The sequence below is a fragment of the Planktotalea sp. genome, from assembly GCF_050633725.1.
GTDB lineage: Bacteria > Pseudomonadota > Alphaproteobacteria > Rhodobacterales > Rhodobacteraceae > Planktotalea.
Genome location: NZ_JBOEHB010000029.1, coordinates 1 through 20,071, shown reverse-complemented (window position 1 = coordinate 20,071; position 20,071 = coordinate 1). Strand labels below are relative to the sequence as shown.

Annotated in this window: 20 protein-coding genes, 1 tRNA gene and 1 pseudogene; 11 read left to right on the top strand and 11 right to left on the bottom strand. The window is 54.7% G+C overall.

From position 1 onward, the window contains the following. From ACRBCU_RS17605 to ACRBCU_RS17595, 3 genes and pseudogenes are all read right to left on the bottom strand, one after another. Positions 1 to 250, bottom strand: a pseudogene (locus tag ACRBCU_RS17605) (Fe-S cluster assembly protein SufB); the annotation flags it as partial. A 21-nt stretch (positions 251 to 271) separates the two neighbouring features. Then, positions 272 to 1,315: a cysteine desulfurase family protein gene (locus tag ACRBCU_RS17600; RefSeq protein ID WP_431366702.1), complete on the bottom strand. Its 1,044-nt coding sequence runs from the start codon at positions 1,313 to 1,315 to the stop codon at positions 272 to 274. Next, entirely contained in the window at positions 1,315 to 1,773 is a 459-nt protein-coding gene (locus ACRBCU_RS17595) for an Rrf2 family transcriptional regulator (protein ID WP_431366701.1), read from the bottom strand. Before ACRBCU_RS17595 ends, ACRBCU_RS17600 begins: the two co-directional genes overlap by 1 nt. 191 nt (positions 1,774 to 1,964) lie before the next feature. On the opposite strand from ACRBCU_RS17595, the gene ACRBCU_RS17590 reads away from it, so the two are divergent. From ACRBCU_RS17590 to ACRBCU_RS17580, 3 genes are read left to right on the top strand one after another with little or no spacing between them, the layout of a single operon-like run. Further along, positions 1,965 to 2,618, top strand: a complete 654-nt coding sequence (locus ACRBCU_RS17590) for an alpha/beta hydrolase (RefSeq protein WP_431366700.1) — start codon at positions 1,965 to 1,967, stop codon at positions 2,616 to 2,618. Positions 2,619 to 2,630: 12 nt separating this feature from the next. Then, the gene (locus ACRBCU_RS17585) at positions 2,631 to 2,867 is read left to right on the top strand and encodes a hypothetical protein (protein ID WP_431366699.1); all 237 of its coding nucleotides are present in this window, start codon (positions 2,631 to 2,633) and stop codon (positions 2,865 to 2,867) included. Continuing rightward, complete coding sequence (locus ACRBCU_RS17580) at positions 2,864 to 3,445, top strand: HD domain-containing protein (protein ID WP_431366698.1); 582 nt, start codon at positions 2,864 to 2,866, stop codon at positions 3,443 to 3,445. Before ACRBCU_RS17585 ends, ACRBCU_RS17580 begins: the two co-directional genes overlap by 4 nt. 67 nt (positions 3,446 to 3,512) lie before the next feature. Here the strand turns inward: ACRBCU_RS17580 and mfd are convergent, their stop codons facing one another. Both mfd and ACRBCU_RS17570 read right to left on the bottom strand, forming a co-directional pair. Further along, a complete protein-coding gene (gene mfd / locus ACRBCU_RS17575; protein ID WP_431366697.1) occupies positions 3,513 to 6,977 on the bottom strand; it encodes a transcription-repair coupling factor in 3,465 nt (1,154 codons plus the stop codon). Between the two features lie 7 nt (positions 6,978 to 6,984). Next, complete coding sequence (locus ACRBCU_RS17570; RefSeq protein ID WP_431366703.1) at positions 6,985 to 7,476, bottom strand: component of SufBCD complex; 492 nt, start codon at positions 7,474 to 7,476, stop codon at positions 6,985 to 6,987. Between the two features lie 166 nt (positions 7,477 to 7,642). On the opposite strand from ACRBCU_RS17570, the gene hemB reads away from it, so the two are divergent. The 4 genes from hemB to ACRBCU_RS17550 all read left to right on the top strand — a co-directional run bounded on the left by hemB (position 7,643) and on the right by ACRBCU_RS17550 (position 12,471). Further along, positions 7,643 to 8,644: a porphobilinogen synthase gene (hemB, locus tag ACRBCU_RS17565; protein WP_431366696.1), complete on the top strand. Its 1,002-nt coding sequence runs from the start codon at positions 7,643 to 7,645 to the stop codon at positions 8,642 to 8,644. 123 nt (positions 8,645 to 8,767) lie between these two features. Then, entirely contained in the window at positions 8,768 to 9,331 is a 564-nt protein-coding gene (locus ACRBCU_RS17560) for a YSC84-related protein (RefSeq protein WP_431366695.1), read from the top strand. Between the two features lie 140 nt (positions 9,332 to 9,471). Further along, complete coding sequence (gene gyrA, locus ACRBCU_RS17555; protein ID WP_431366694.1) at positions 9,472 to 12,246, top strand: DNA gyrase subunit A; 2,775 nt, start codon at positions 9,472 to 9,474, stop codon at positions 12,244 to 12,246. A 48-nt stretch (positions 12,247 to 12,294) separates the two neighbouring features. Then, entirely contained in the window at positions 12,295 to 12,471 is a 177-nt protein-coding gene (locus ACRBCU_RS17550) for a hypothetical protein (RefSeq protein WP_431366693.1), read from the top strand. Positions 12,472 to 12,585: 114 nt separating this feature from the next. On the opposite strand, the gene ACRBCU_RS17545 is transcribed toward ACRBCU_RS17550, so the two are convergent. The 3 genes from ACRBCU_RS17545 to ACRBCU_RS17535 all read right to left on the bottom strand — a co-directional run bounded on the left by ACRBCU_RS17545 (position 12,586) and on the right by ACRBCU_RS17535 (position 16,005). Further along, a complete protein-coding gene (locus ACRBCU_RS17545) occupies positions 12,586 to 14,055 on the bottom strand; it encodes a carboxypeptidase M32 (RefSeq protein WP_431366692.1) in 1,470 nt (489 codons plus the stop codon). After that, positions 14,052 to 15,194, bottom strand: a complete 1,143-nt coding sequence (ctaA, locus tag ACRBCU_RS17540) for a heme A synthase (protein WP_431366691.1) — start codon at positions 15,192 to 15,194, stop codon at positions 14,052 to 14,054. The genes ACRBCU_RS17545 and ctaA overlap by 4 nt, the downstream gene beginning before the upstream one ends. Before the next feature lie 64 nt (positions 15,195 to 15,258). Further along, a complete protein-coding gene (locus ACRBCU_RS17535) occupies positions 15,259 to 16,005 on the bottom strand; it encodes an RNA methyltransferase (RefSeq protein ID WP_431366690.1) in 747 nt (248 codons plus the stop codon). A gap of 232 nt (positions 16,006 to 16,237) precedes the next feature. On the opposite strand from ACRBCU_RS17535, the gene ACRBCU_RS17530 reads away from it, so the two are divergent. Together ACRBCU_RS17530 and ACRBCU_RS17525 are read left to right on the top strand one after the other, a co-directional pair. After that, positions 16,238 to 16,567: a TfoX/Sxy family protein gene (locus tag ACRBCU_RS17530; RefSeq protein ID WP_431366689.1), complete on the top strand. Its 330-nt coding sequence runs from the start codon at positions 16,238 to 16,240 to the stop codon at positions 16,565 to 16,567. Between the two features lie 67 nt (positions 16,568 to 16,634). Then, entirely contained in the window at positions 16,635 to 17,258 is a 624-nt protein-coding gene (locus ACRBCU_RS17525; RefSeq protein ID WP_431366688.1) for a thiamine phosphate synthase, read from the top strand. A 28-nt stretch (positions 17,259 to 17,286) separates the two neighbouring features. On the opposite strand, the gene ACRBCU_RS17520 is transcribed toward ACRBCU_RS17525, so the two are convergent. After that, positions 17,287 to 18,105, bottom strand: coding sequence for a DUF2059 domain-containing protein (locus tag ACRBCU_RS17520; RefSeq protein ID WP_431366687.1), 819 nt, complete (start codon positions 18,103 to 18,105; stop codon positions 17,287 to 17,289). Positions 18,106 to 18,289: 184 nt separating this feature from the next. On the opposite strand from ACRBCU_RS17520, the gene ACRBCU_RS17515 reads away from it, so the two are divergent. Then, positions 18,290 to 18,380, top strand: a tRNA-Ser gene (locus ACRBCU_RS17515). A 96-nt stretch (positions 18,381 to 18,476) separates the two neighbouring features. On the opposite strand, the gene ACRBCU_RS17510 is transcribed toward ACRBCU_RS17515, so the two are convergent. Next, on the bottom strand, positions 18,477 to 19,025 hold the full coding sequence (locus ACRBCU_RS17510) for a hypothetical protein (protein WP_431366686.1): 549 nt from the start codon (positions 19,023 to 19,025) through the stop codon (positions 18,477 to 18,479). A gap of 78 nt (positions 19,026 to 19,103) precedes the next feature. Here ACRBCU_RS17510 and ACRBCU_RS17505 point away from each other — a divergent pair, with 78 nt between their 5' ends. After that, a complete protein-coding gene (locus tag ACRBCU_RS17505; protein WP_431366685.1) occupies positions 19,104 to 19,679 on the top strand; it encodes a Crp/Fnr family transcriptional regulator in 576 nt (191 codons plus the stop codon). Between the two features lie 192 nt (positions 19,680 to 19,871). On the opposite strand, the gene ACRBCU_RS17500 is transcribed toward ACRBCU_RS17505, so the two are convergent. Then, the coding region (locus ACRBCU_RS17500; RefSeq protein WP_431366684.1) for a hypothetical protein at positions 19,872 to 20,071 on the bottom strand (200 nt) is incomplete at its 5' end.

The window sequence follows — 20,071 nt, the reverse complement described above, 5'->3', positions numbered from 1 at the left end:
CAGGCTCTGTCTTGGTCAGCCAACGGCGGTACGCCTCAAGGCGCCAATCGGTCATCCACTCGGGTTCATCGTTTTTGGACGAGATCAAACGCACGATGTCTTCATTCAGACCTTTTGGCGCGTAGTCCATTTCAATGTCTGTAGACCAGCCGTATTTATATGCGCCGCCAACTTCGCGCACCGCATCGACTGTTTCCTGATCAACGCCATCCTTGACGCCAGAATCTGCTACTTGGTCCAATGCTGCCATGACGGCCTCCTGTTCGTGTTCTTACGCCGCGCGCGCGCGGAATTTATCATGTTGGGCCAGCCACGCATCCGCGAAAGCCAGCACGTCTTGTTCTGTTGTCTCAGGCCCCAAGGAAACCCGAATGGCGCTTGCCGCCGCTATCTCATCAAAGCCCATCGCCATCAAGACACCGCTGGCCTTTACTTTCCCGCTCGAACAAGCAGAACCCGCTGAAACAGCAAACCCGGCTAAGTCCATTTGCATGACCTGCGTTTCGCCCTTCCAACCAGGGGTTAGAATGCAAGATGTATTTGGCAGGCGCCTTTGATCTTTCCCGACAAAAATAGTGTGTTTTGCGCGATCTGCAATGGTGTTTTCTAGAATTATTCTAAGTTTCTCAACGCGGCTCCAAACACCCGCCTCAAGATCACGCTGTGCAGCTTGCGCAGCAGCGCCGAAACCAGCAATTCCTATAATGTTTTCAGTGCCAGAGCGACGTCCCATTTCTTGGCCGCCCCCCTTGATCTGCGCAGGAATATCTATACCGCGCTTGAGCACTAAAGCGCCGATTCCCTTTGGTCCGCCAAGTTTATGCGCCGAAATCAGCGCCATAGACGCACCAGACCAGTTGAATGCGACGGGCATCTTTCCAAAGGCTTGCGTCATATCCGAAACGGCCAATCCTTGAGGCAGGTCTTGCAAAATGCCCGTTTCGGAGTTTGCCAACTGCAAGGCACTTGCTTCAGGCGCGTCGATCGCCACTGTGCCATCTGTATCAACCGCGAGCGCGCCAGTCGTCCACGCAAGCACCGCATCATGTTCAAGTCGCGCGCTGCACAACTCTTTTCCTGCGCAGGCGAGCGCCGCCGCTTCAGTTGCGCTTGAGGTAAAGACGATATCGGCGCCATCTGCGCCAAAAGCACTTGCGATCTGAGCGCGGGCTTTTTCCACGATAGACTTCGCCGCGCGCCCTTCCGCGTGCACAGAGGACGGATTGCCAAAAGCATCCATCGCCGCGATCATCGCATCGCGCGCCTCAACGCGCAGCGGCGTCGTCGCGTTATAGTCAAGATAGGTTCTGCGCATCACTCGTCCACGAAATCGAACAAGGACGGCACAGCCGGGCATGGCGCAAGACCATTGCCGACAACATCCGAAAGCCGCGTTTGATGCAGGTAAACATAGACATTCGCGCTAAGCCCCTCCCACAAACGATTGGTCATGGACTGGGCCCGTGATCCAGACGATCCGCCAGAGGCACCTGCCCCTTTGTGCATCGCATCGACCGTTTCATCGACCGCGCCCAACACATCCAACACCCGAATTTCCGAAGTTGGTTTCGCAAGCCGGTATCCACCACCCGGACCACGTACAGATTCAACCAGATCCGCGCGGCGCAACTTGACAAACAATTGCTCAAGATACGGCAACGAGATATCTTGTCGCTTGGAAATGTCGCCCAAAGTGACAAGACCAGCGCTTCCGTGCAGCGCAATATCAGTGAGCGCGACCATCGCATAACGGCCTTTTGTAGATAGCTTCACAGGATTAACCTTCTTTTGACCGCAAAACGTCCACCAAACCTTGGCAAACACACTGATTAGATTGACCTTCGTGCAAAGCTTGCCTATCTGCTGTGCGATGGCAGAGCCTTGCTCAGCTTAGAATTGTTCTAAAGTGTCCCAGCAAATTCGTCAAGAATAGCAAAGATGCTTTCCGCAGGAGTTTACGAGACATGCCCGAGGTCATTTTCCCAGGTCCAGAAGGTCGCCTTGAAGGGCGCTATCACCCGCAAAAAGAGCGCGATGCACCGATTGCGATCGTATTGCACCCGCATCCGCAATTCGGCGGAACGATGAACAACAAGGTCGTCTATAACTTGCACTACGCATTTTATAATATGGGCTTCACGGTTCTGCGTTTTAACTTCCGCGGCGTTGGTCGCAGCCAAGGCGAATATGATCAAGGCGTTGGCGAATTGTCTGACGCGGCTTCCGCACTCGATTATTTGCAGTCGATGAACAACAACTCCAAACATTGCTGGGTCGCTGGCTTTAGCTTTGGCGCTTGGATCGGTATGCAGCTCTTGATGCGCCGCCCGGAAATCACAGGCTTTATCTCGGTCAGCCCGCCCGCGAATATGTATGACTTCAGCTTCCTCGCACCCTGCCCGTCTTCTGGCCTGATCATCAATGGCTCTGCGGATCGCGTTGCACCGCCTGCTGACACTGTCGGGCTTGTGAACAAGCTGCACGAGCAAAAAGGCATCACCGTCACCCATCAAGAGCTGGAAGGTTCGGGCCACTTCTTTGAAGAGCCCCATATGGATACGATGATCGGCAACGTACAAACCTACGTGAAACGCCGCTTGACGGAGACCACGCGCTAAAGGAGCGACGCGATGAGTGCTATCATTGACAAACTGGCAGACGATTTGGCCAAGGATGCAATTGAAGCCGCGACAGCCCTTGGCGACGAAGAACTTGTTGTGGATATTGGCAAGCACCTTGCCAGTTCCTCAACAACGGCGGAAGAAGCCTTTATGACGGCAGCGCGCGTGCGCATGGCGCTTATCCGCGCGCGCAAACTGCTTGAAGACCGCATTGACGCCGCCGCTGCAAAACTGGATGCAGAATGAGCAATCGCCTTGATGCGCAGATGGCGTTTCTCAATGAAGCGGACAAACTCAAATCTGTCATCCGCGCAACAACGTTGGGCGATGCCTCGCGCAACGAAAACTCTGGCGAACATAGCTGGCACATCGCGCTCTATGCGCTGGTTTTGGCTGAACACGCGCCCGCAGGCGTCGATATCAATCGCGTGATAAAAATGCTCTTGCTGCATGATCTGGTAGAAATCGACGCAGGCGATGCGCCGATCTTTGGTGATCACGACATCACCGCGATGGAAGCCGAAGAAACCAAAGCAGCCGATCGCATCTTTTCCCTGCTGCCCGAAGATCAAAACGCTAGCCTACGTGCACTTTGGGAAGAATTCGAGGCCGCAAGCACGCCAGATGCAGTCTTTGCCAAATCCCTTGATCGCTTCCAGCCCCCCAACCAAAACTTGATGGCCCATGGCGGAAGCTGGACAGACTACGGCGTCAGTTATGAGACAATCGAATCCCGCGTCGGCTCAAAAATCGCGCGCGGCGCGCCTGGCTTATGGGCATGGCTTTCACCCAAAATCCAAACCTGGTTCAAAGCGAATAGCTAACCCCTCCTTCTTTGGTCCCTAAATATCTCGGGGGTCTGGGGGCTGGCCCCCAGTCGGTCGGATCGCTTTAGCGATCCGAAGGCTTTGCTTTTCGCTTTATTGCGCCGGCATGTTCCGCGAGATCGCGCGCAATCGCAAATGCGCCTTTAATCTTCTCTACGTCCGTCTTCCACTCACGCAGGCAGACAATCTTGTTGTCGCGCACTTTCGCCTGACCCTTTTGGCTCTGAATAAAGGACACGAGCCCTTCTGGAGAGGCAAATTTGTCATTGTGAAACTGGATCGTCGCCCCCTTCGGGCCACCATCCAATTTGGAAATGCCTGCCTTTTTACACATCGCTTTAATGCGCACGACCAACATCAGCGTATTCACCTCTTTCGGAAGCTTGCCAAAACGGTCAATCAGTTCTGCTGCAAACCCTTCAAGCTCAACCTTCGTGGTCAAAGACGACAAACGGCGATACAGACCAAGCCGCACATCCAGATCAGGCACGAAATCTTCAGGGATAAGCACGGGAACCCCCAGATTGATCTGAGGTGCCCATTGATCATCATTCACCGACAACCCATCCATCTCGCCCGAGCGGATCTTCGCAATCGCGTCCTGCAACATGGATTGATACAGCTCATAGCCCACATCGCGCATCTGGCCGGATTGCTCTTCGCCCAGCAAATTACCCGCCCCGCGAATATCCAAATCTTGCGAGGCAAGCGTGAAACCAGCCCCAAGCGTGTCGAGCGAGCCAAGAACGCGCAAACGCTTTTCGGCGGTCGAGGTCAATTTCGCCCGTGGTTTCGTGGTCAGATAAGCATAGGCGCGCGTTTTAGAGCGCCCGACACGCCCGCGAATTTGATAGAGCTGCGCAAGGCCGAACATATCTGCACGGTGCACGATCATCGTGTTGGCCGTTGGAATATCCAAGCCGCTTTCCACAATCGTGGTCGCCAGCAAGATATCGTATTTCCCGTCATAAAAGGCGTTCATACGATCATCCAACTCACCCGCCGCCATCTGCCCATGCGCCACCATATAGGTCAGCTCAGGCAGTTGTTCTTTCAAGAAAGCTTCGATCTCAGGCAGGTCTGAAATGCGCGGGACCACATAAAACGACTGCCCGCCGCGATAATGCTCGCGCAGCAACGCTTCGCGCAGGGTCACGGCGTCAAATTCGCTGACATAGGTGCGAATTGCCAAGCGATCCACAGGCGGCGTTCCGATGATCGACAGATCACGCACCCCTGACAAAGAAAGCTGCAAAGTACGCGGGATCGGGGTCGCCGTGAGCGTCAGCACGTGAATATCCGTGCGCAGTTGTTTCAACCGCTCTTTATGCCCGACGCCAAAATGCTGTTCTTCATCAATGATCAAAAGCCCGAGGTTGTTGAACTTGGTGTTCTTGGCGAGCAATGCATGGGTGCCAACAACGATATCGACCACGCCCGCAGCCATATCTTTGCGTGTTTGTTCGGCCTCTTTGGCGGTGACAAAGCGCGATAGTGGACGGACTTCGATAGGAAATCCGCGAAAGCGCTCGGCAAAGCTCTTGTAGTGTTGACGCGCCAGCAGCGTTGTGGGCGCGATGATTGCCACCTGAACACCTGACATTGCCGCAATGAAAGCCGCGCGCATCGCGACTTCGGTTTTGCCAAAGCCCACATCGCCGCAGATAAGGCGATCCATCGGCTGGCCCGATCCCATATCGCCCAAAACATCGCTAATAGCGCGCAATTGATCATCTGTTTCCTGATAGGGAAAACGCGCAGAGAAGGCATCCCACATGCCGGGCGGCGGCTCCATAATCGGCGCGCGGCGAAGCGCGCGCTCGGCCGCAACGCGAATAAGCTTGTCCGCCATCTCGCGAATGCGCTCTTTCAGCTTGGCCTTTTTCGCTTGCCATGCACCGCCGCCAAGGCGATCCAAAAGCCCTTCTTCATGGCCATATTTGCTCAGCAGTTCGATATTTTCGACAGGCAAATACAGTCGCGCGTTTTCAGCGTAATCAAGCAAGATACATTCATGCGCCGCGCCTGCTGCCGTGATCACCTCAAGACCCTGATATCGCCCGATCCCATGATCCACATGCACGACCAAATCACCAGGGTTCAGGCTTTGCGTCTCGGTCAGGAAATTCTCGGCTTTGCGGCGTTTCTTCGCGGTGCGGATCAAACGATCCCCAAGCACATCCTGTTCGGAGATCACCGTCAGATCGGGCGCTTCAAAGCCATGCTCGAGCGCCCAAACCGCCAAATGCAGCCCGTGTTTCCCAACGCCTTTTGCGTCACGCACAGCGATGGTTTCCGTAAAGCCTTCGTCCTCAATCAATCCCGACAGCCGCTCGCGTGCGCCTTCTGAATAGGACGCAATAACAACCGGACCCTGGTCCAATTTCTCTTTAACATGCGACGCTAAAGCACCGAAAAGGCTTATGCTTTCCTGCTGGCGTTCTGGCGCAAAATTGCGTCCGATGCGGCCTTTGGCATCTGTAACGCCTAGACCAACAGACTGCGGCAGCGCTGCGAATTGTATCACGCGATGATCCGCGATTGCATTGTCCCATGCTGCCTCATCCAGATAGAGCAGCTCTGCTGGCGCAGGTTTGTAGACCGAATCCATTCGGTTCTTCGCGCCCATCGCGATTTTGCGGGTTTCGTACTGGTCTTCGACGCTCTCCCAGCGCGCAATTCGTGCGGGGGTCAGGGCATCATCGCAGGTGAGTGTCGCGTTTGGCAGATAATCAAACAGTGTTTCAAGACGTTCGTGGAAAAAGCCCAGCCAATGCTCAACACCTTGATGTTTGCGCCCTGCACTCACCGCTTCGTACAATGGATCGTCCGTGCCAGCGGCACCAAATTCGATGCGATAGTTTTGACGAAACCGTGTGATCGCGTCTTCATCTAGGATGACTTCGGACACGGGTGCCAGCTCAATCACCTCAAGCTTTTCCGTGGTGCGTTGGGTGGCAGGATCAAAGCGGCGCGCGCCGTCCAGAACATCGCCAAATAGATCCAAGCGCACGGGGCCAAGCTCACCGGGGGGAAAAATATCAATGATGCCGCCGCGCACAGCGTAATCCCCCGGCTCCATCACCGTTGGACTTTGCACAAATCCCATCCGCACCAAGAAATTTCGCAGTGCTTTTTCATCAACGCGCCCGCCGACGCGGGCCGAAAACGCAGCTTCGCGCAGAATGGTGCGCGCCGGAATGCGTTGTGTCGCCGCCCCGAGCGTGGTCAACAGCACAAATTTTTCGGGCATCCCATGCGCCAGCGCAGCCAAAGTTGCCATACGCGCCGCAGAGATATCTGCATTTGGCGAAACGCGATCATAAGGCAAGCAATCCCAGCCCGGAAAGACCACCACAGGCATGTCAGGGGCGAAAAAGCGCAGCGCGTCCTGCATCGCAACCATCCGTTTATCATCGCGCGCGATATGGCACACGGGCGAGCCGTGTTTTTCAATCTCGCGAAGAATAAGCTGGGCGTCAAAACCCTCGGGCGCGCCCGAGACTGTAATGTGTGATTTTGTGTTCATATCTGCGCTAAATACCCAATGGCCCAAGCGCCAGATTGGTATACATGCCCCACATTGCGGTCACAAAGATCGACACCATGCCGATGATCTGGATCGAAATTCTGTGACGAAACAAACGCTTATAAAGCTGCTCGCCCGTTGCGCCTTCGTCTTGGATCAGGCGCGCTGTGTTCAGGCTTAGCAGGCCGACCAAAGTCATTGGTGCGAGCAACAAAAAGACCGCTTGAGCGATCTCCACCCAATAGACAAAGCCCAGCAGAGCCAATCCTGTCAGCGTAAAGCAGCTCAACCCTGCCAGCCAAAGGCCAGACATGCGGCCAATATAAAGCAAGCGTTTCACGTTTATACGTACAAGGTCTTCCATGTCGGTTACAGCGTCACCGCCAGAGCGGCGCGCACGCAGGACCAAATCATAAGGCACGCCAAGCACCCAATGCGAGGCCGTCGACCACATAACAGCCAGCGCAATCCAGAACCAAAGGTTCGAAAAAGAGCGCATGTCGATTAGTTCAAACAGAGCGTCGGTCAGATCCAAAGCAAATACTCAAGCGAATAAGAGAAATATCGCGCTTCATATAGCTGTCCTTATCTGCAATTCCCAGCCTTGTTCTAACGCGCGCATCATGGCAGGTCTTGAGCGAGACAAATTCACCATGAGGCCGCCCATGACTCGCACTGTTGCCCCCTTCCCAGCTGCCCGTTTTCGTCGCGCACGTCGCACGCCCGCTCTGCGTGCCTTGACGCAAGAAAACACGCTCACGCCAGCGGATCTGATTTGGCCGATCTTTGTGCGAGATGGCAAAGGCGTAGAAGAGCCTGTGAGTTCGATGCCGGGCGTGATGCGCCGCTCCGTTGACAAGATCGCTCAGGCTGCAAAACAGGCGCAAAGCCTTGGTATTCCAGCGATTTGCCTCTTTCCTTACACCGATGAGAGCCTCAAGACCGAAGACTGCGCCGAAGCGTGGAACCCTGACAATCTAAGCAATCAAGCGACCCGCGCAATCAAAGATGCCGCACCAGAGATCGCGGTGATGACCGATGTTGCGCTTGATCCTTACAATATCAACGGTCACGACGGCTTTGTCGAAAACGGCGAAATCGTCAATGATCGCACCGTCGAGGCTCTGGTGAAAATGACTCTCGCGCAGGCTGACGCAGGCGCAGATATCATTGGCCCCTCAGATATGATGGACGGGCGTATTGGCGCGATGCGCAGCGCGCTTGAGGCCGAGGGGCATCAAAACGTGATGATCCTAAGCTATGCGGCGAAATACGCGTCCAGCTTTTATGGCCCGTTCCGCGATGCGGTTGGCGCGTCTGGCGCGCTTACGGGCGATAAGAAGACCTATCAAATGAACCCCGCCAATTCGGATGAAGCGATGCGCCTAATTCAGCGCGATCTGTCGGAGGGCGCGGATATGGTCATGGTCAAACCCGGGATGCCCTACCTCGACATCTGCACCCGCGTAAAACGCGAATTTGGCGTGCCGACCTATGCCTATCAGGTAAGCGGCGAATACGCGATGATCGAAGCCGCGGCCAAGAACGGCTGGATTGATGGCCAAAAGGTCATGATGGAAAGCCTAATGTGTTTCAAGCGCGCCGGCTGTGATGGTGTGCTGAGTTATTTCGCCCCGCGCGTCGCCGAAATTCTGGCAAATGGGTAACATGATACGCGTAACTGCGCCGATCGCGCACCGAGAGCGGTGACTTTTAGGCGCAGCTACGTTAACAGCAACGCAAACCCAGCCACAAGAGTTGGGCAATCGAGGCTATGAGCAGGTAACTCAATGACGACATTTTCCCGTCGCGCATTTGCGCTTTCTGGTATCGCGGGCGTTTTTGCGCTCGGCGCGTGTGACAATCGCCGTAATAATTCGGGCATAGATCGCCTAGAGGGCCGCGTGGATGCGACGCTGTCGCAAATGTATGCTGACTTTCCTAAAACGCGATCCATCGCTGCGCGCTCGACAGGCATGCTGGTAATGCCCCTGATTACCGAAGCGGGTCTTGGCTTTGGTGGCGGCTTTGGGCGCGGCGCTTTGCGCATTGGCGGCACGTCGGTGGATTACTTTACCGCAACCAAAGCAAATTTCGGCCTGCAAATCGGTGCGAACCAATATGCGCATGTTCTGTTCTTCATGACTGAAGAAGCCCTGCGCGATTTCCGTGAAAGCGACGGCTGGGCGGCTGGCGCCGATGTGGATGCATCCTTCCTTGGTGCAGGCGAAACCCTCAGCACCAACACCGCGACCGCTATGTCCCCCGTTGTTGGGATCATTTTCGGGCAAGCAGGCATCCGCCTTGGCGCGACGATCGAGGGCACCAAATACTCGCGGATGTTTGAAAACTAATCCGCCCAAGCGACGTCGGGGGAAGCGCTTTTTGTAGCACTTCCCATTGCACCCAACATGATGTTTCTGTTACAAACGAGCCAACAAAATATAGCGGCTCGCCCAATGTGCTTGCCTGTTGAAAAGACGGGATATTTTACGTGAACGACACACCAGAAACCCCTGAAAACGAAGACGAAAACACAAATCCGGTGTCCGTCTATTCGGGACCTTCGATTTCGATCACGCAGGAGATGAAAACCTCCTACCTCGATTATGCAATGTCTGTGATCGTCTCTCGCGCGATTCCCGACCTGCGCGATGGGCTTAAACCTGTGCATCGCCGCATCCTTTATGCGATGCACGAAACAGGCAACACCCACGAAAAGAGCTACCGCAAATCTGCCCGCCCCGTTGGCGATGTTATGGGTAAATATCACCCCCATGGCGACAGTGCGATCTATGACGCGCTGGTACGTATGGCGCAGGATTTTTCTATGTCGCTGCCACTGCTGGATGGTCAGGGAAACTTTGGCTCCATGGACGGTGATAACCCGGCTGCGATGCGTTATACCGAAGTGCGGATGGACAAGCCCGCCGCCTTCCTATTGTCCGATATAGATAAGGATACCGTCGATTTTCAGGATAATTACGACGGAAAAGATCGCGAACCTACAGTATTGCCTGCGCGCTATCCGAACATGTTGGTCAACGGCGCAGGAGGTATCGCGGTTGGCATGGCGACGAATATTCCGCCCCATAACCTTGGCGAAGTGGTCACTGCAACACTTGCCTTGATTGAAAACCCTGACCTCACAACAGAAGAATTGATCGAATATGTACCGGGGCCGGACTTCCCCACAGGCGGCATTATGCTGGGGCGCTCAGGCGCGCGCAAAGCCTATCTTGAGGGCCGCGGTTCTGTCGTCATTCGCTCGAAAACCCACGTCGAAGAAATCCGCAAAGATCGGTATGCGATCGTTGTTGATGAGATCCCATATCAGGTGAACAAGTCCTCGATGATCGAAAAGATCGCCGAACAGGTGCGCGAGAAGAAAATCGAAGGCGTTGCCCATGTTCAAGACGAAAGTGATCGCAATGGCGTGCGCGTAGTTGTCGAGCTAAAGCGCGATGCAACGCCAGAAGTCGTGCTGAACCAGCTCTTCCGGTTCACCCCAATGCAAACCTACTTCGGTTGCAACATGCTGGCGCTGAACGGCGGTCGTCCAGAAACGCTCACCTTGCGCCGTTTCCTGTCCAGTTTTATTGATTTTCGCGAAGATGTTGTCGCGCGCCGCACCGCGTTTGAGCTACGAAAAGCGCGTGAGCGTAGCCATATCCTATGTGGCCTGGCCGTTGCAGTCACCAACGTCGATGAGGTCGTCGCAACGATCCGCGCCTCTGCCGATGCCGCGGAAGCGCGTGAGAAGCTGATGACACGTCGTTGGCCAGCAAGTGATATCGCCGAGTACATCAATCTGATTGATGATCCGACCCACAAAATGAACGACGATGGCACCTATAACCTGTCTGAAACGCAGGCCCGTGCGATCCTTGAGCTGCGTCTTCAGCGTCTGACACAGATCGGCGTCAAAGAAGTTACCGATGAACTTAAAGAACTCGCCGCAAAGATCAGAGAATACTTGGAAATTCTCGGTTCGAGAGAACGCATTTTGGGCATCATCACCAACGAACTTGAAGAGGTTCGCGCCAAGTTTGCCGTAGATCGTCGCACAGAGATTGTCGACTGGTCTGGCGACATGGAAGACGAAGACCTGATCGAGCGCGAAGATATGGTCGTCACCATCACATCTGGTGGCTATATCAAGCGCACGCCATTGGCCGATTTCCGCGCGCAGCGTCGCGGTGGCAAAGGCGTCGCTGGTATGCAAACCAAAGATGAGGATGTAATCACCACGCTCTTTGTTGCAAACACACATACGCAGCTGTTGTTCTTCACCACGGATGGCATGAGCTACAAACTTAAAACCTGGCGCCTGCCGCTTGGTGGTCGCGTGGCTAAAGGCAAGGCGATTGTGAACATTTTGCCAATCCCGACAGGTGTTTCGATTGCAGCGATCATGCCTGTCGATCGCGACGAAAAAGAATGGGACGACTTGCAGGTGGTCTTTGCTACCTCCGCAGGCACCGTGCGTCGCAACAAACTGTCCGATTTCACCAATGTCATGCGCAACGGCAAAATCGCGATGAAGTTCGAGGGCGAGCATGAAGGCACCACGCTAATTGATGTGCGGATCGCGTCGAACGATGATGATGTGATGTTGACCACCAACTCTGGCCGCGCCATTCGCTTCCGCGCCACGGACGTGCGCGTATTCAACTCTCGCGCCTCTGTCGGGGTGCGTGGCATCAAATTGCAGGGCGATGACACAGTCGTCTCCATGTCGGTGATCCGTCACTTTGAAGCGACCTCTGACGAACGTGCTGCCTACCTCAAGATGCGACGCGCAATGGCGGGGCTTGCTGATGACGCAGAGCTGCCCGAGGAAGAAGACGGCGATGCGAATACCCAATTGCCACAAGAGCGTTATGCTGAGATGTCCGCGATCGAGAACCTTATCTTGACCATCACCTCTGGCGGTGCGGGTAAACTTTCGTCTTCCCACGACTACCCATTGCGAGGGCGCGGCGGCATGGGCGTCACGGCAATGGACAAGGCGATGCGCGGCGGCGAAGTCGTAGCCTCTTTCCCTGTGGAATTGGACGATCAGATCATGCTTGCCACATCCAAGGGACAATCCATTCGGGTTCCCGTCGACGGCATTTCCTTCCGCTCCCGCTCGGCTGGCGGGGTGAAAGTGTTCAACACGGGCAAAAACGAGAGCGTTGTGTCGGTCGCGTGGATAGCAGATCAAAGTGACGAAGACATTGACAGCTCTGGTGACGACGCTGGCGGCGAAAACCAAGAAAGCTGATGACGCGCGCTGCGTCCTCAGCTGAAGTAAATGACGAAGGGGACGCACATGAAACAAGTGCCAAAAGCCAACACGGATGATGCGCTTATTCAGGAATTCCTGAAGAAAGGCGGGTCCGTGACAAAAGGAAAGACCAAACCAATGAAACCCGAACTTGGGATTTCAAAGAACGTTTGGAATCAAACATTAAGCAAAGAAGAAAAAGAAGCGCGCGATAAAAAGTAAGGATTTTCTGCGAAAATCCTTACTTTGTTTATTCTTCTGCGAAGAATGCTTGGCGTTTCTAAAGTTTGTTTTTCGCAGAAAAACAAACAGCGGACAAAATCTTCGCAGAAGATTTTATTCGGCAATCTCGTTGAATTTTTGCTCCAGATAATTCAGCAACGGACCCTCAGTCGGTTCAACACCACTGCAGGCGTGGGCAATTGTCGCGCGCGGTTCACGCAGCCCGCCGTGGCGTTGCAACGCCTCGTTCAACCATTCCGTGGCAGACGTAGGATCACCTTCAGCCAATCTCTCATCCAGATTGGGCAGGTCAGTGCGCATCGCTTCATTGAGGCAGCCCGCATAGACGTTGCCCAAAGAATAGGTCGCGAAATAGCCGAACAGGCCGACGGACCAATGCACATCTTGCAGCATACCATTTGAAGGCTTGTCCACCGCATACCCAAAATCGGCGACGAAGCGATCGTTCCAAGCGGCTTCGAGATCATCAACAGCCAGATCACCGGAAATCAGGGCGCGTTCCAGATCAAAGCGCAAAAGCACGTGCAAATTATATTGGACCTCGTCCGCTTCTGTGCGGATAAAGCCTTTGTTCAACTTATTCACCGTGCGGTAAAAGCTGTCTTCGTCTGCAACGCCAAAATCGCCAAACACATCGCGCATTTGGCCATAAAGCCACCCGCAAAATGCACGAGAACGGCCAAGCTGGTTTTCATAGATGCGGCTTTGGCTTTCGTGCACGCCCATCGACACGCCGCTACCGAGGGGTGTCAGTAGATAGTCATCGCTGATACCCTGCTCATAGCAGGCATGCCCCACCTCATGGATGGTCGAGTAGAAGCAATTGAACGGATCGCGCGGGCTGGTACGCGTTGTGATACGCACATCTTGGCCCGAGCCGCTTGAGAAGGGATGCACTGCCTTGTCAACGCGCCCGTGGCTCATGTCATAGCCGAAAACCTTGGCGAGTTTACGCGTGAGTTTCATCTGCTTGCCTTCGTCAAAGTCGAAGTCCAAAGCAGAGGGCTGCTCTGACGCCATGACCTGATCCCGCAGAGCCGTAAGGCGCGGGCGCAGGGCGGCAAACATGGCGCTCAGGCTTTCAGCGCTGGCACCGGGTTCGTAGTCTTGCAACATTGCATCGTAGACGTCGCCCCCGGCCGCGAGCGCCGCGCCCTCTTCGCGCTTCAGGGCGACCACGTCTTTCAAGGTGGGCAAAAAGCCAGCAACATCTTCATTCGCGCGCGCCTGCGCCCAGATCCCTTGGCTTTTCGATGTGAGTTTCGCCAAAGCCTGCGCAAGATCAGCGGGCACCTTTTGCGCGCGTTCATAAGAGCGTTTGATCAATCGTAATTGCGCCTTGCCTGCTTCGCTCGGGGCTTCGGCCTGCTCCAACCATTGCCCAATACGCGGATCGGTGCGGCGGGCGTGCAACACCCCTTCAAGCGCAGCCATTTCTTCAGAGCGTTGCGGAGCTGCCCCGCGCGGCATCATGGTTTCCTGATCCCACCCTAAACGGCCCATCACCGCGCTGAGCGCTTCGGTCTCGCGCTGGTGCGCCATTAGATCGTCAAATGCACTCATTTTGCTGCTCCTCGCAGGCTATCTGGTGTCGGATAACCCGCATAAAAGCGGGCGCGTAGGATCAAGACCCAAAGCGCAACAGCGCCGATCTGGTGGATAATTGCGATATGCCATGGCGCGGAATAGAGCACGGTGAAGATACCAAGCAGCATTTGCAGCGCCATCATTGCAAGCACGACGGAGAATGCACCGCGTGTGCCTGAATTGGGCGATTTTCGCGCACGGCGCCAAATCGCTATTCCAAAGATGAACAGCCCATAGCCTGCCATTCGATGCATGAACTGCACCAGTCCTGCGTTTTCAAAGAAATTGCGCCAGAGCGGTTCTAGATCAAAGGGATAGGGAGGAATGAAATCCCCCGCCATTAACGGCCAGTCGTTATAGGTCCGCCCAGCATCGATGCCTGCAACCAAAGCACCGAGCAGGATTTGCAAGAAGGCGAAATGCATCAAACCAGTGCTCATCGAGAACAGTTTGCTCTCGCGGTGGCGCCGGCATTGCATTAACTCGCGCGCTTGGCATTTCAGCTCAACGATAAACCATGCGATGAAACCAAGTATGACAAAGGCCAAACCAAGATGCGTTGCAAGGCGATAAGAGGCCACATCAATCATGCTGCCTGTCAAACCAGAGGAGACCATCCACCAGCCCACAGCGCCTTGCAATCCGCCAAGCGCACCAATGCCAAGCAGCTTGCCGGTCCAACCGGTTGGAATGTTGCGCGTAAGGAGGAACCCGAAGAAACCAATTGCCCAGACAAGCCCGACGACGCGGCCCAACTGGCGATGTCCCCACTCCCACCAATAGATAAACTGGAACTCAGACAGGCTCATCCCGATGTTTTGCAGTTTGTATTCAGGCGTTGCTTTGTATTTATCAAACTCGGCAAGCCATGCGGCCTCATTCAAAGGCGGCATGGCGCCAGTGACGGGCTTCCATTCGGTAATCGACAAGCCGCTGTCGGTTAAGCGGGTCAAACCGCCCACCACAATCATCAGCGCGACCAGAGCAAAGAGCACCATCAACCAGATGCGTATCCCACGCCGCGCGCCGCGATTGGCGCTGTCGATGCCTCCTGTTACAGGAGCCGCTTTTTCGGCGCTCTCCACCTCTTCAAAAATGCTGCGTTTTTTGCTCATCTTTGGCCTCTAGCTCGCGTTGCCCAAACAAAGGGTAGGACTGCGGCCCTGCCCCTTCAAGCATCTATTGTGATTTATCTTTCCAACGTACCATTTGGCGCAGAACACCATGTAGCATTTGCACATCAGCTTTGGTCAACGGCATGCGCGACCACATGTTGCGCAGATTTACCTGCATGCTGTCGACCTTTTCAGGCGGATAGAAAAATCCGGCCTCGTCAAGGCGATCTTCATAGTGTTTTGCTAACGCTTCGGTTTCGCCCTGCGAGGCCCAAACGGTCTTGGCCATTTCGGTACGTTCATGCGTAATATCAAGCACTTGACGTTGCCATTCATATCCAATGAGCAACACACATTGCGCGAGATTGAGCGAGCCGAACTCAGGATTTACAGGAACATTGATCACCGCATTGGCGCGCGCGATGTCGTCGTTTTCCATGCCCGCACGCTCCGGACCAAAAAGTACGGCGACTTTTTCACCCTTTGCGATTTTTTCCGCCGCGAGCTTCATGGCACCTTCGGGCGAAAACGCGGGTTTCGTGAGCCCGCGCTGACGCGCGGTTGTCGCAAAAACATAGGTGCAGTCCTCAAGCGCATCTGCGGTGGTCTCAAAGCACTGCGCTTCATCTAGCAAACGCCCTGCTCCGCTCGCCATTGCTGTGGCTTTGGGATTTGGCCAGCCATCGCGCGGCGCGACAAGACGCATACGATCCAGCGAGAAATTCCACATGGCACGTGCTGCTGCGCCAATATTCTCGCCCATTTGCGGGCGCACCAGAACGAAACTGGGTTGAGGATGATCTGAGGGCATGCTCGCGCTCCTGATTGAACTTGGCTGCTGATATGCGGGCTTGGCGCGGGTTTCAAGGGAAGCGGCTCTTGCGCTCAAACAACAGACGAGAGGGCCAGCCCTCTCGCGCTCACACAATATACGAGAGGGCCAGCCCTCTCGCGCTCTCCCGGGATATTTCTAGAGAGAGGAATAAAGAGACACCGACCCTGCGCGCGTGATAACAGAGGTCTGAATTACGAAGGGACGTCTGATGGCTTATGATGAAGGGCTCGCGGAACTCATGCGCCGCGATCTCGATGATTTGTTTGATCTGAAAGAGGTACGTATGTTCGGTGGCATCTGTTTTATGCATCACGGAAATATGCTTTGCGGCGTGCACAAAACCGGCGCGCTTTACCGCGTCGGGAAGGAACATCATTCAAAGGCTTTGATGCTTGACGGCGTTGAGGAAATGACAATGACAGGGCGATCAATGGGCGGTTTGGTTGATGTATCGCTTGACGCGATCGGCGATGATGAGTTGCGCTGCGAGTTGCTTGCCCTCGCGCTTGATTTCACAGGTAGTTTGCCAGCCAAGTAGCCAAACTCGAAAAGGCAGGCTATAGGGGGCGAAACGGCTGCAACAGGCCACAGACGGAGCATCCAAGATGAGCGATATCGAGCAACCGCAGCTATATTTGATCACGCCACCAGAATTTGAGCTGGAGCAATTCCCTGCCCTTTTGGCGCAGGTTTTGGACCATGCTGAAATTGCCTGTGTGCGTCTGGCTTTGGCCACGCAAGATGAAGATCGCATTTGTCGCGCCGCCGATGCCGTGCGCGAAGCGACGACGACGCGCGATGTGGCATTGGTCATCGATGAGCATATTCTGTTGGCAGAAAAACTCGGTCTTGATGGGGTTCATCTAAGCGATGGCGCGCGCCGCGTTGCCAAGACCCGCAAGATGCTAGGCGATGACGCGATTGTCGGTGCCTTTTGCGGCTCTTCCCGGCACGACGGTATGAACGCAGGCGAAGCAGGCGCGGACTACGTTAGCTTTGGCCCGATCGGACAGGCCGCTTTGGGCGATGGAACCCGCGCAAGCGAAGAGCTGTTTCAATGGTGGTCCGAGATCATCGAGGTGCCGATTGTTGCAGAAGGCGCGCTTGATGAAGCATCGGTAAAGACTTTCGCACCGATCACTGACTTTTTCGCCTTGGGTGAAGAAATCTGGAACGCCGAGTCACCGCTCGAAGCCTTTGCAAAGTTCACGAAACTGATCCAAGCCTAAGCGCTTGGATCTATTGCAGTGCTTCGGTTTAGATATCTTCGGCCATCATTTCGCGTGCGGCGGCCAGCCCTAGCCCGTAGCTGATATCGCCATACATGCTGTCAAACCCTTCAAACAACGCTGCGTTCAGCGCTTTGCCTTCTGGTGTTTTGCTGAGCGCTGTGTAGCTCTCTAGCACGCCCGGCTCTAGCGGCATGTAGGCCATTATCAAAAAGCCATAGAGCCAATCACGGGTTTCCGCGCGGGTCTCTTCTTCCTGGCTCCAGACATCTTCCAGAATATCCTGCTCGCTCAAATCAAACGCGCCCCCATCCACAAGGCCACGATAGAATTGGATATTAGAGTTCAGCGCGCCGGTTACATTGGCCTCTAAGAGATCCCCTGCTGCGATAAAGTCCTTCACAAGAAGAAAAGCGTCATCACCCGCCAATTCAAAGCCGCGTGCTGTCTCTTTTGCAGCGTCTTCAATTGCGCGCTCCATCATCGCTTCGCGCGCGCTGAGTTCCAGCTCGACTATGGTCGAGCCTTTGGGAGAGTAAAAGAACTGCTCAAGCGGTGCCAGATCGACGCCCTCTAGCCCCTTGGCAAAACCACGGCGCACGGACACAGCCATCGCTTCGGTATCATAGACCCGCGAGACAATTTCACCCCAGTTTTCAGTATATCCCCCCGGCAGCATTTCATCGCCAAGCTCGACAGCATATTCGAGCCCCTCTAGTCGCATAAGCTCTACCATACGCTCCATCCCTAGCGCGCTTAGAAGCGTGTCACTGGCTTCGCTGGCATAGGTTGGCACGGATCCAAGGACGAGAAAAACACTGACAACTGCAGAAAGTAAACGCGCCATAAAACCTCTTTTGAGAACATGCTTTTGGGTAATCGCGATCATAGGCTGCAATGGTGACATTGCCAATGCAATCGCATCGTTTGCCTGACTTGCCGCCCTTTTGTCCGCCCTTTGCGCAGCTCGGGTCAAAAAGCTGTTGCGCAGCAACAGATGCAGCAGTATCCGAGCAACGCACCACCCTCGCGGAGCGATGCCGGAGTGGTCGAACGGGACGGTTTCGAAAACCGTTGAGCCTCTAAAGGGTTCCCAGGGTTCGAATCCCTGTCGCTCCGCCATCTTATCAACTTAGCGGTCTAAGAATTAGGGCCACAAAGGTGATGCGCTCCGAGCGGACGTGGTGGTAGACGCCCATTCGGAGCAGTTAAGCCAAGCTAAGCACTAGTTGCGGTTTTGGCGACTCCCAACCGTTTCACACCCAAGAAAAGAACAAGCGACATGGCAATGGTTGTTGCGCCTGACTTGAGGATTGTGGCTATGCTCACAGCATGCACCAGCGTCGGCGAAACAACAGGCCAGTTCCAGAGCATCGCGACAATACCAAAGTTTTCGCTATAAACGAACACAGCACAAGCAATGGAAAAGGCGACGCCGATGTGGATAATCCTGCGGTTATGCAAGCCTCGCCCGAGCCAGAGGATGCTGGCGCTTAGGGTTAATGCGAGCAATGAGGGATAGAGCGTATCCAAAGGGATCTGGCGGCTAAGATAATATGCGCGACCTTGATCACCTAAAGCGTCAAGAAGCGTCGCGGCGTCCTTGGGGCCATAGCCAAACGGTCTCATATCGAAGGCAGGTTGCCCCGAAATCGCTTGGATGTTGGCCAAGGTGACTGTCATCATCACCCCATAGAGGAACACTGCAACCAGCCCCGCCCCAATCGCAATAGCTCCTGCGTTTTGCTGTAGATATCTATTCGTCATTTCGCAAACTCCTGTTTCTGTGCCATAGGTGCCTGCACATGAGCCCACTTGCATTATCATTTGATAAGAGACGCCAAAATGAATCTAGTTCGGTTTCTGAAGCAATCACCCGACTTGCTCGATGCGGCCTGCACCGAAGAATTTGCATCCGATTGGCAACAGGTTCATCTGAAAATAGGCGCACATCTAACACGGCAGGAAGACAGCGAAACCAATGAGTTTGTTCTTTTGGAAGGATGCCTTGCAAGCAGCATCGGCGATCAAGACGGCAAAGAAGTTTGCGTCGGCTTTTACATCGGCCCCTGTGTTGTCACGCCAAACATTGCCAGAACACAAGGCGGGGTGTCGCGCGTCTCTATTGTTGCGACGAGTGACGCGTCATTGGCCAAGATCAGCAGCGACGTGCTGACAAATTGGATGATTACTTCTGAACCTGTCCGCAATTGGGGCAATGGTATTTTGCACGAAGCCTTGTGCCAGAAAGCGGATCGCGAATGGTGCCTTGCGGCACTTGGTGGCGCTGAGCGACTTGCATGGTTTCGCCAAGTCTTTCCCGGTTATGAAGCCACCTTTGCGCACGCTTTAATTGCATCATTTTTGGGGATCACCCCGGTCACAATGAGCCGTTTGCGCGCTCATGACAAAGGCCGATAAGGTCTCTCGGCTCTTCCACAGCTTTGCGGGTTTGTCGTTTTGTGTTCTACGCCGACATGCGGTTACACAGGATAGGCGTGACGGAATGCGGTAATGCCCTCCCTGTTCGCGGCAGGTCAACACGTCCTGCCAGCGCTCAAAGAACCGCGGGGGCGCTCTGCAAGCCGAAATCGGCACGCAGAGCGCAAGAGCTTAAGCGATATCGTAGACGTAGGTCGTGTCGGTTACGTTACCTTCGGCGTCGAACGTCTGGGTATAGCTCGCCCAGCTGTAGTGATCATCAACATCCGTCATGGTCTGCATTGTGCGCAGGCCACTTGCGTCGAAGTCGCGATCTAGCACCCGACCGTCATCATAGTTGAAGACTTGATCGGTCCGCGTCGCGCCATCTG

Excerpts from the sequence above, each read along its gene's own strand:
- ACRBCU_RS17600 (WP_431366702.1), bottom strand. The coding sequence starts at position 1,315 with ATGCGCAGAACCTATCTTGACTATAACGCGACGACGCCGCTGCGCGTT.
- ACRBCU_RS17590 (WP_431366700.1), top strand. The coding sequence starts at position 1,965 with ATGCCCGAGGTCATTTTCCCAGGTCCAGAAGGTCGCCTTGAAGGGCGC.
- ACRBCU_RS17585 (WP_431366699.1), top strand. The coding sequence starts at position 2,631 with ATGAGTGCTATCATTGACAAACTGGCAGACGATTTGGCCAAGGATGCA.
- ACRBCU_RS17580 (WP_431366698.1), top strand. The coding sequence starts at position 2,864 with ATGAGCAATCGCCTTGATGCGCAGATGGCGTTTCTCAATGAAGCGGAC.
- mfd (WP_431366697.1), bottom strand. The coding sequence starts at position 6,977 with ATGAACACAAAATCACACATTACAGTCTCGGGCGCGCCCGAGGGTTTT.
- ACRBCU_RS17570 (WP_431366703.1), bottom strand. The coding sequence starts at position 7,476 with ATGCGCTCTTTTTCGAACCTTTGGTTCTGGATTGCGCTGGCTGTTATG.
- hemB (WP_431366696.1), top strand. The coding sequence starts at position 7,643 with ATGACTCGCACTGTTGCCCCCTTCCCAGCTGCCCGTTTTCGTCGCGCA.
- ACRBCU_RS17560 (WP_431366695.1), top strand. The coding sequence starts at position 8,768 with ATGACGACATTTTCCCGTCGCGCATTTGCGCTTTCTGGTATCGCGGGC.
- ACRBCU_RS17550 (WP_431366693.1), top strand. The coding sequence starts at position 12,295 with ATGAAACAAGTGCCAAAAGCCAACACGGATGATGCGCTTATTCAGGAA.
- ACRBCU_RS17545 (WP_431366692.1), bottom strand. The coding sequence starts at position 14,055 with ATGAGTGCATTTGACGATCTAATGGCGCACCAGCGCGAGACCGAAGCG.
- ctaA (WP_431366691.1), bottom strand. The coding sequence starts at position 15,194 with ATGAGCAAAAAACGCAGCATTTTTGAAGAGGTGGAGAGCGCCGAAAAA.
- ACRBCU_RS17535 (WP_431366690.1), bottom strand. The coding sequence starts at position 16,005 with ATGCCCTCAGATCATCCTCAACCCAGTTTCGTTCTGGTGCGCCCGCAA.
- ACRBCU_RS17530 (WP_431366689.1), top strand. The coding sequence starts at position 16,238 with ATGGCTTATGATGAAGGGCTCGCGGAACTCATGCGCCGCGATCTCGAT.
- ACRBCU_RS17525 (WP_431366688.1), top strand. The coding sequence starts at position 16,635 with ATGAGCGATATCGAGCAACCGCAGCTATATTTGATCACGCCACCAGAA.
- ACRBCU_RS17520 (WP_431366687.1), bottom strand. The coding sequence starts at position 18,105 with ATGGCGCGTTTACTTTCTGCAGTTGTCAGTGTTTTTCTCGTCCTTGGA.
- ACRBCU_RS17510 (WP_431366686.1), bottom strand. The coding sequence starts at position 19,025 with ATGACGAATAGATATCTACAGCAAAACGCAGGAGCTATTGCGATTGGG.
- ACRBCU_RS17505 (WP_431366685.1), top strand. The coding sequence starts at position 19,104 with ATGAATCTAGTTCGGTTTCTGAAGCAATCACCCGACTTGCTCGATGCG.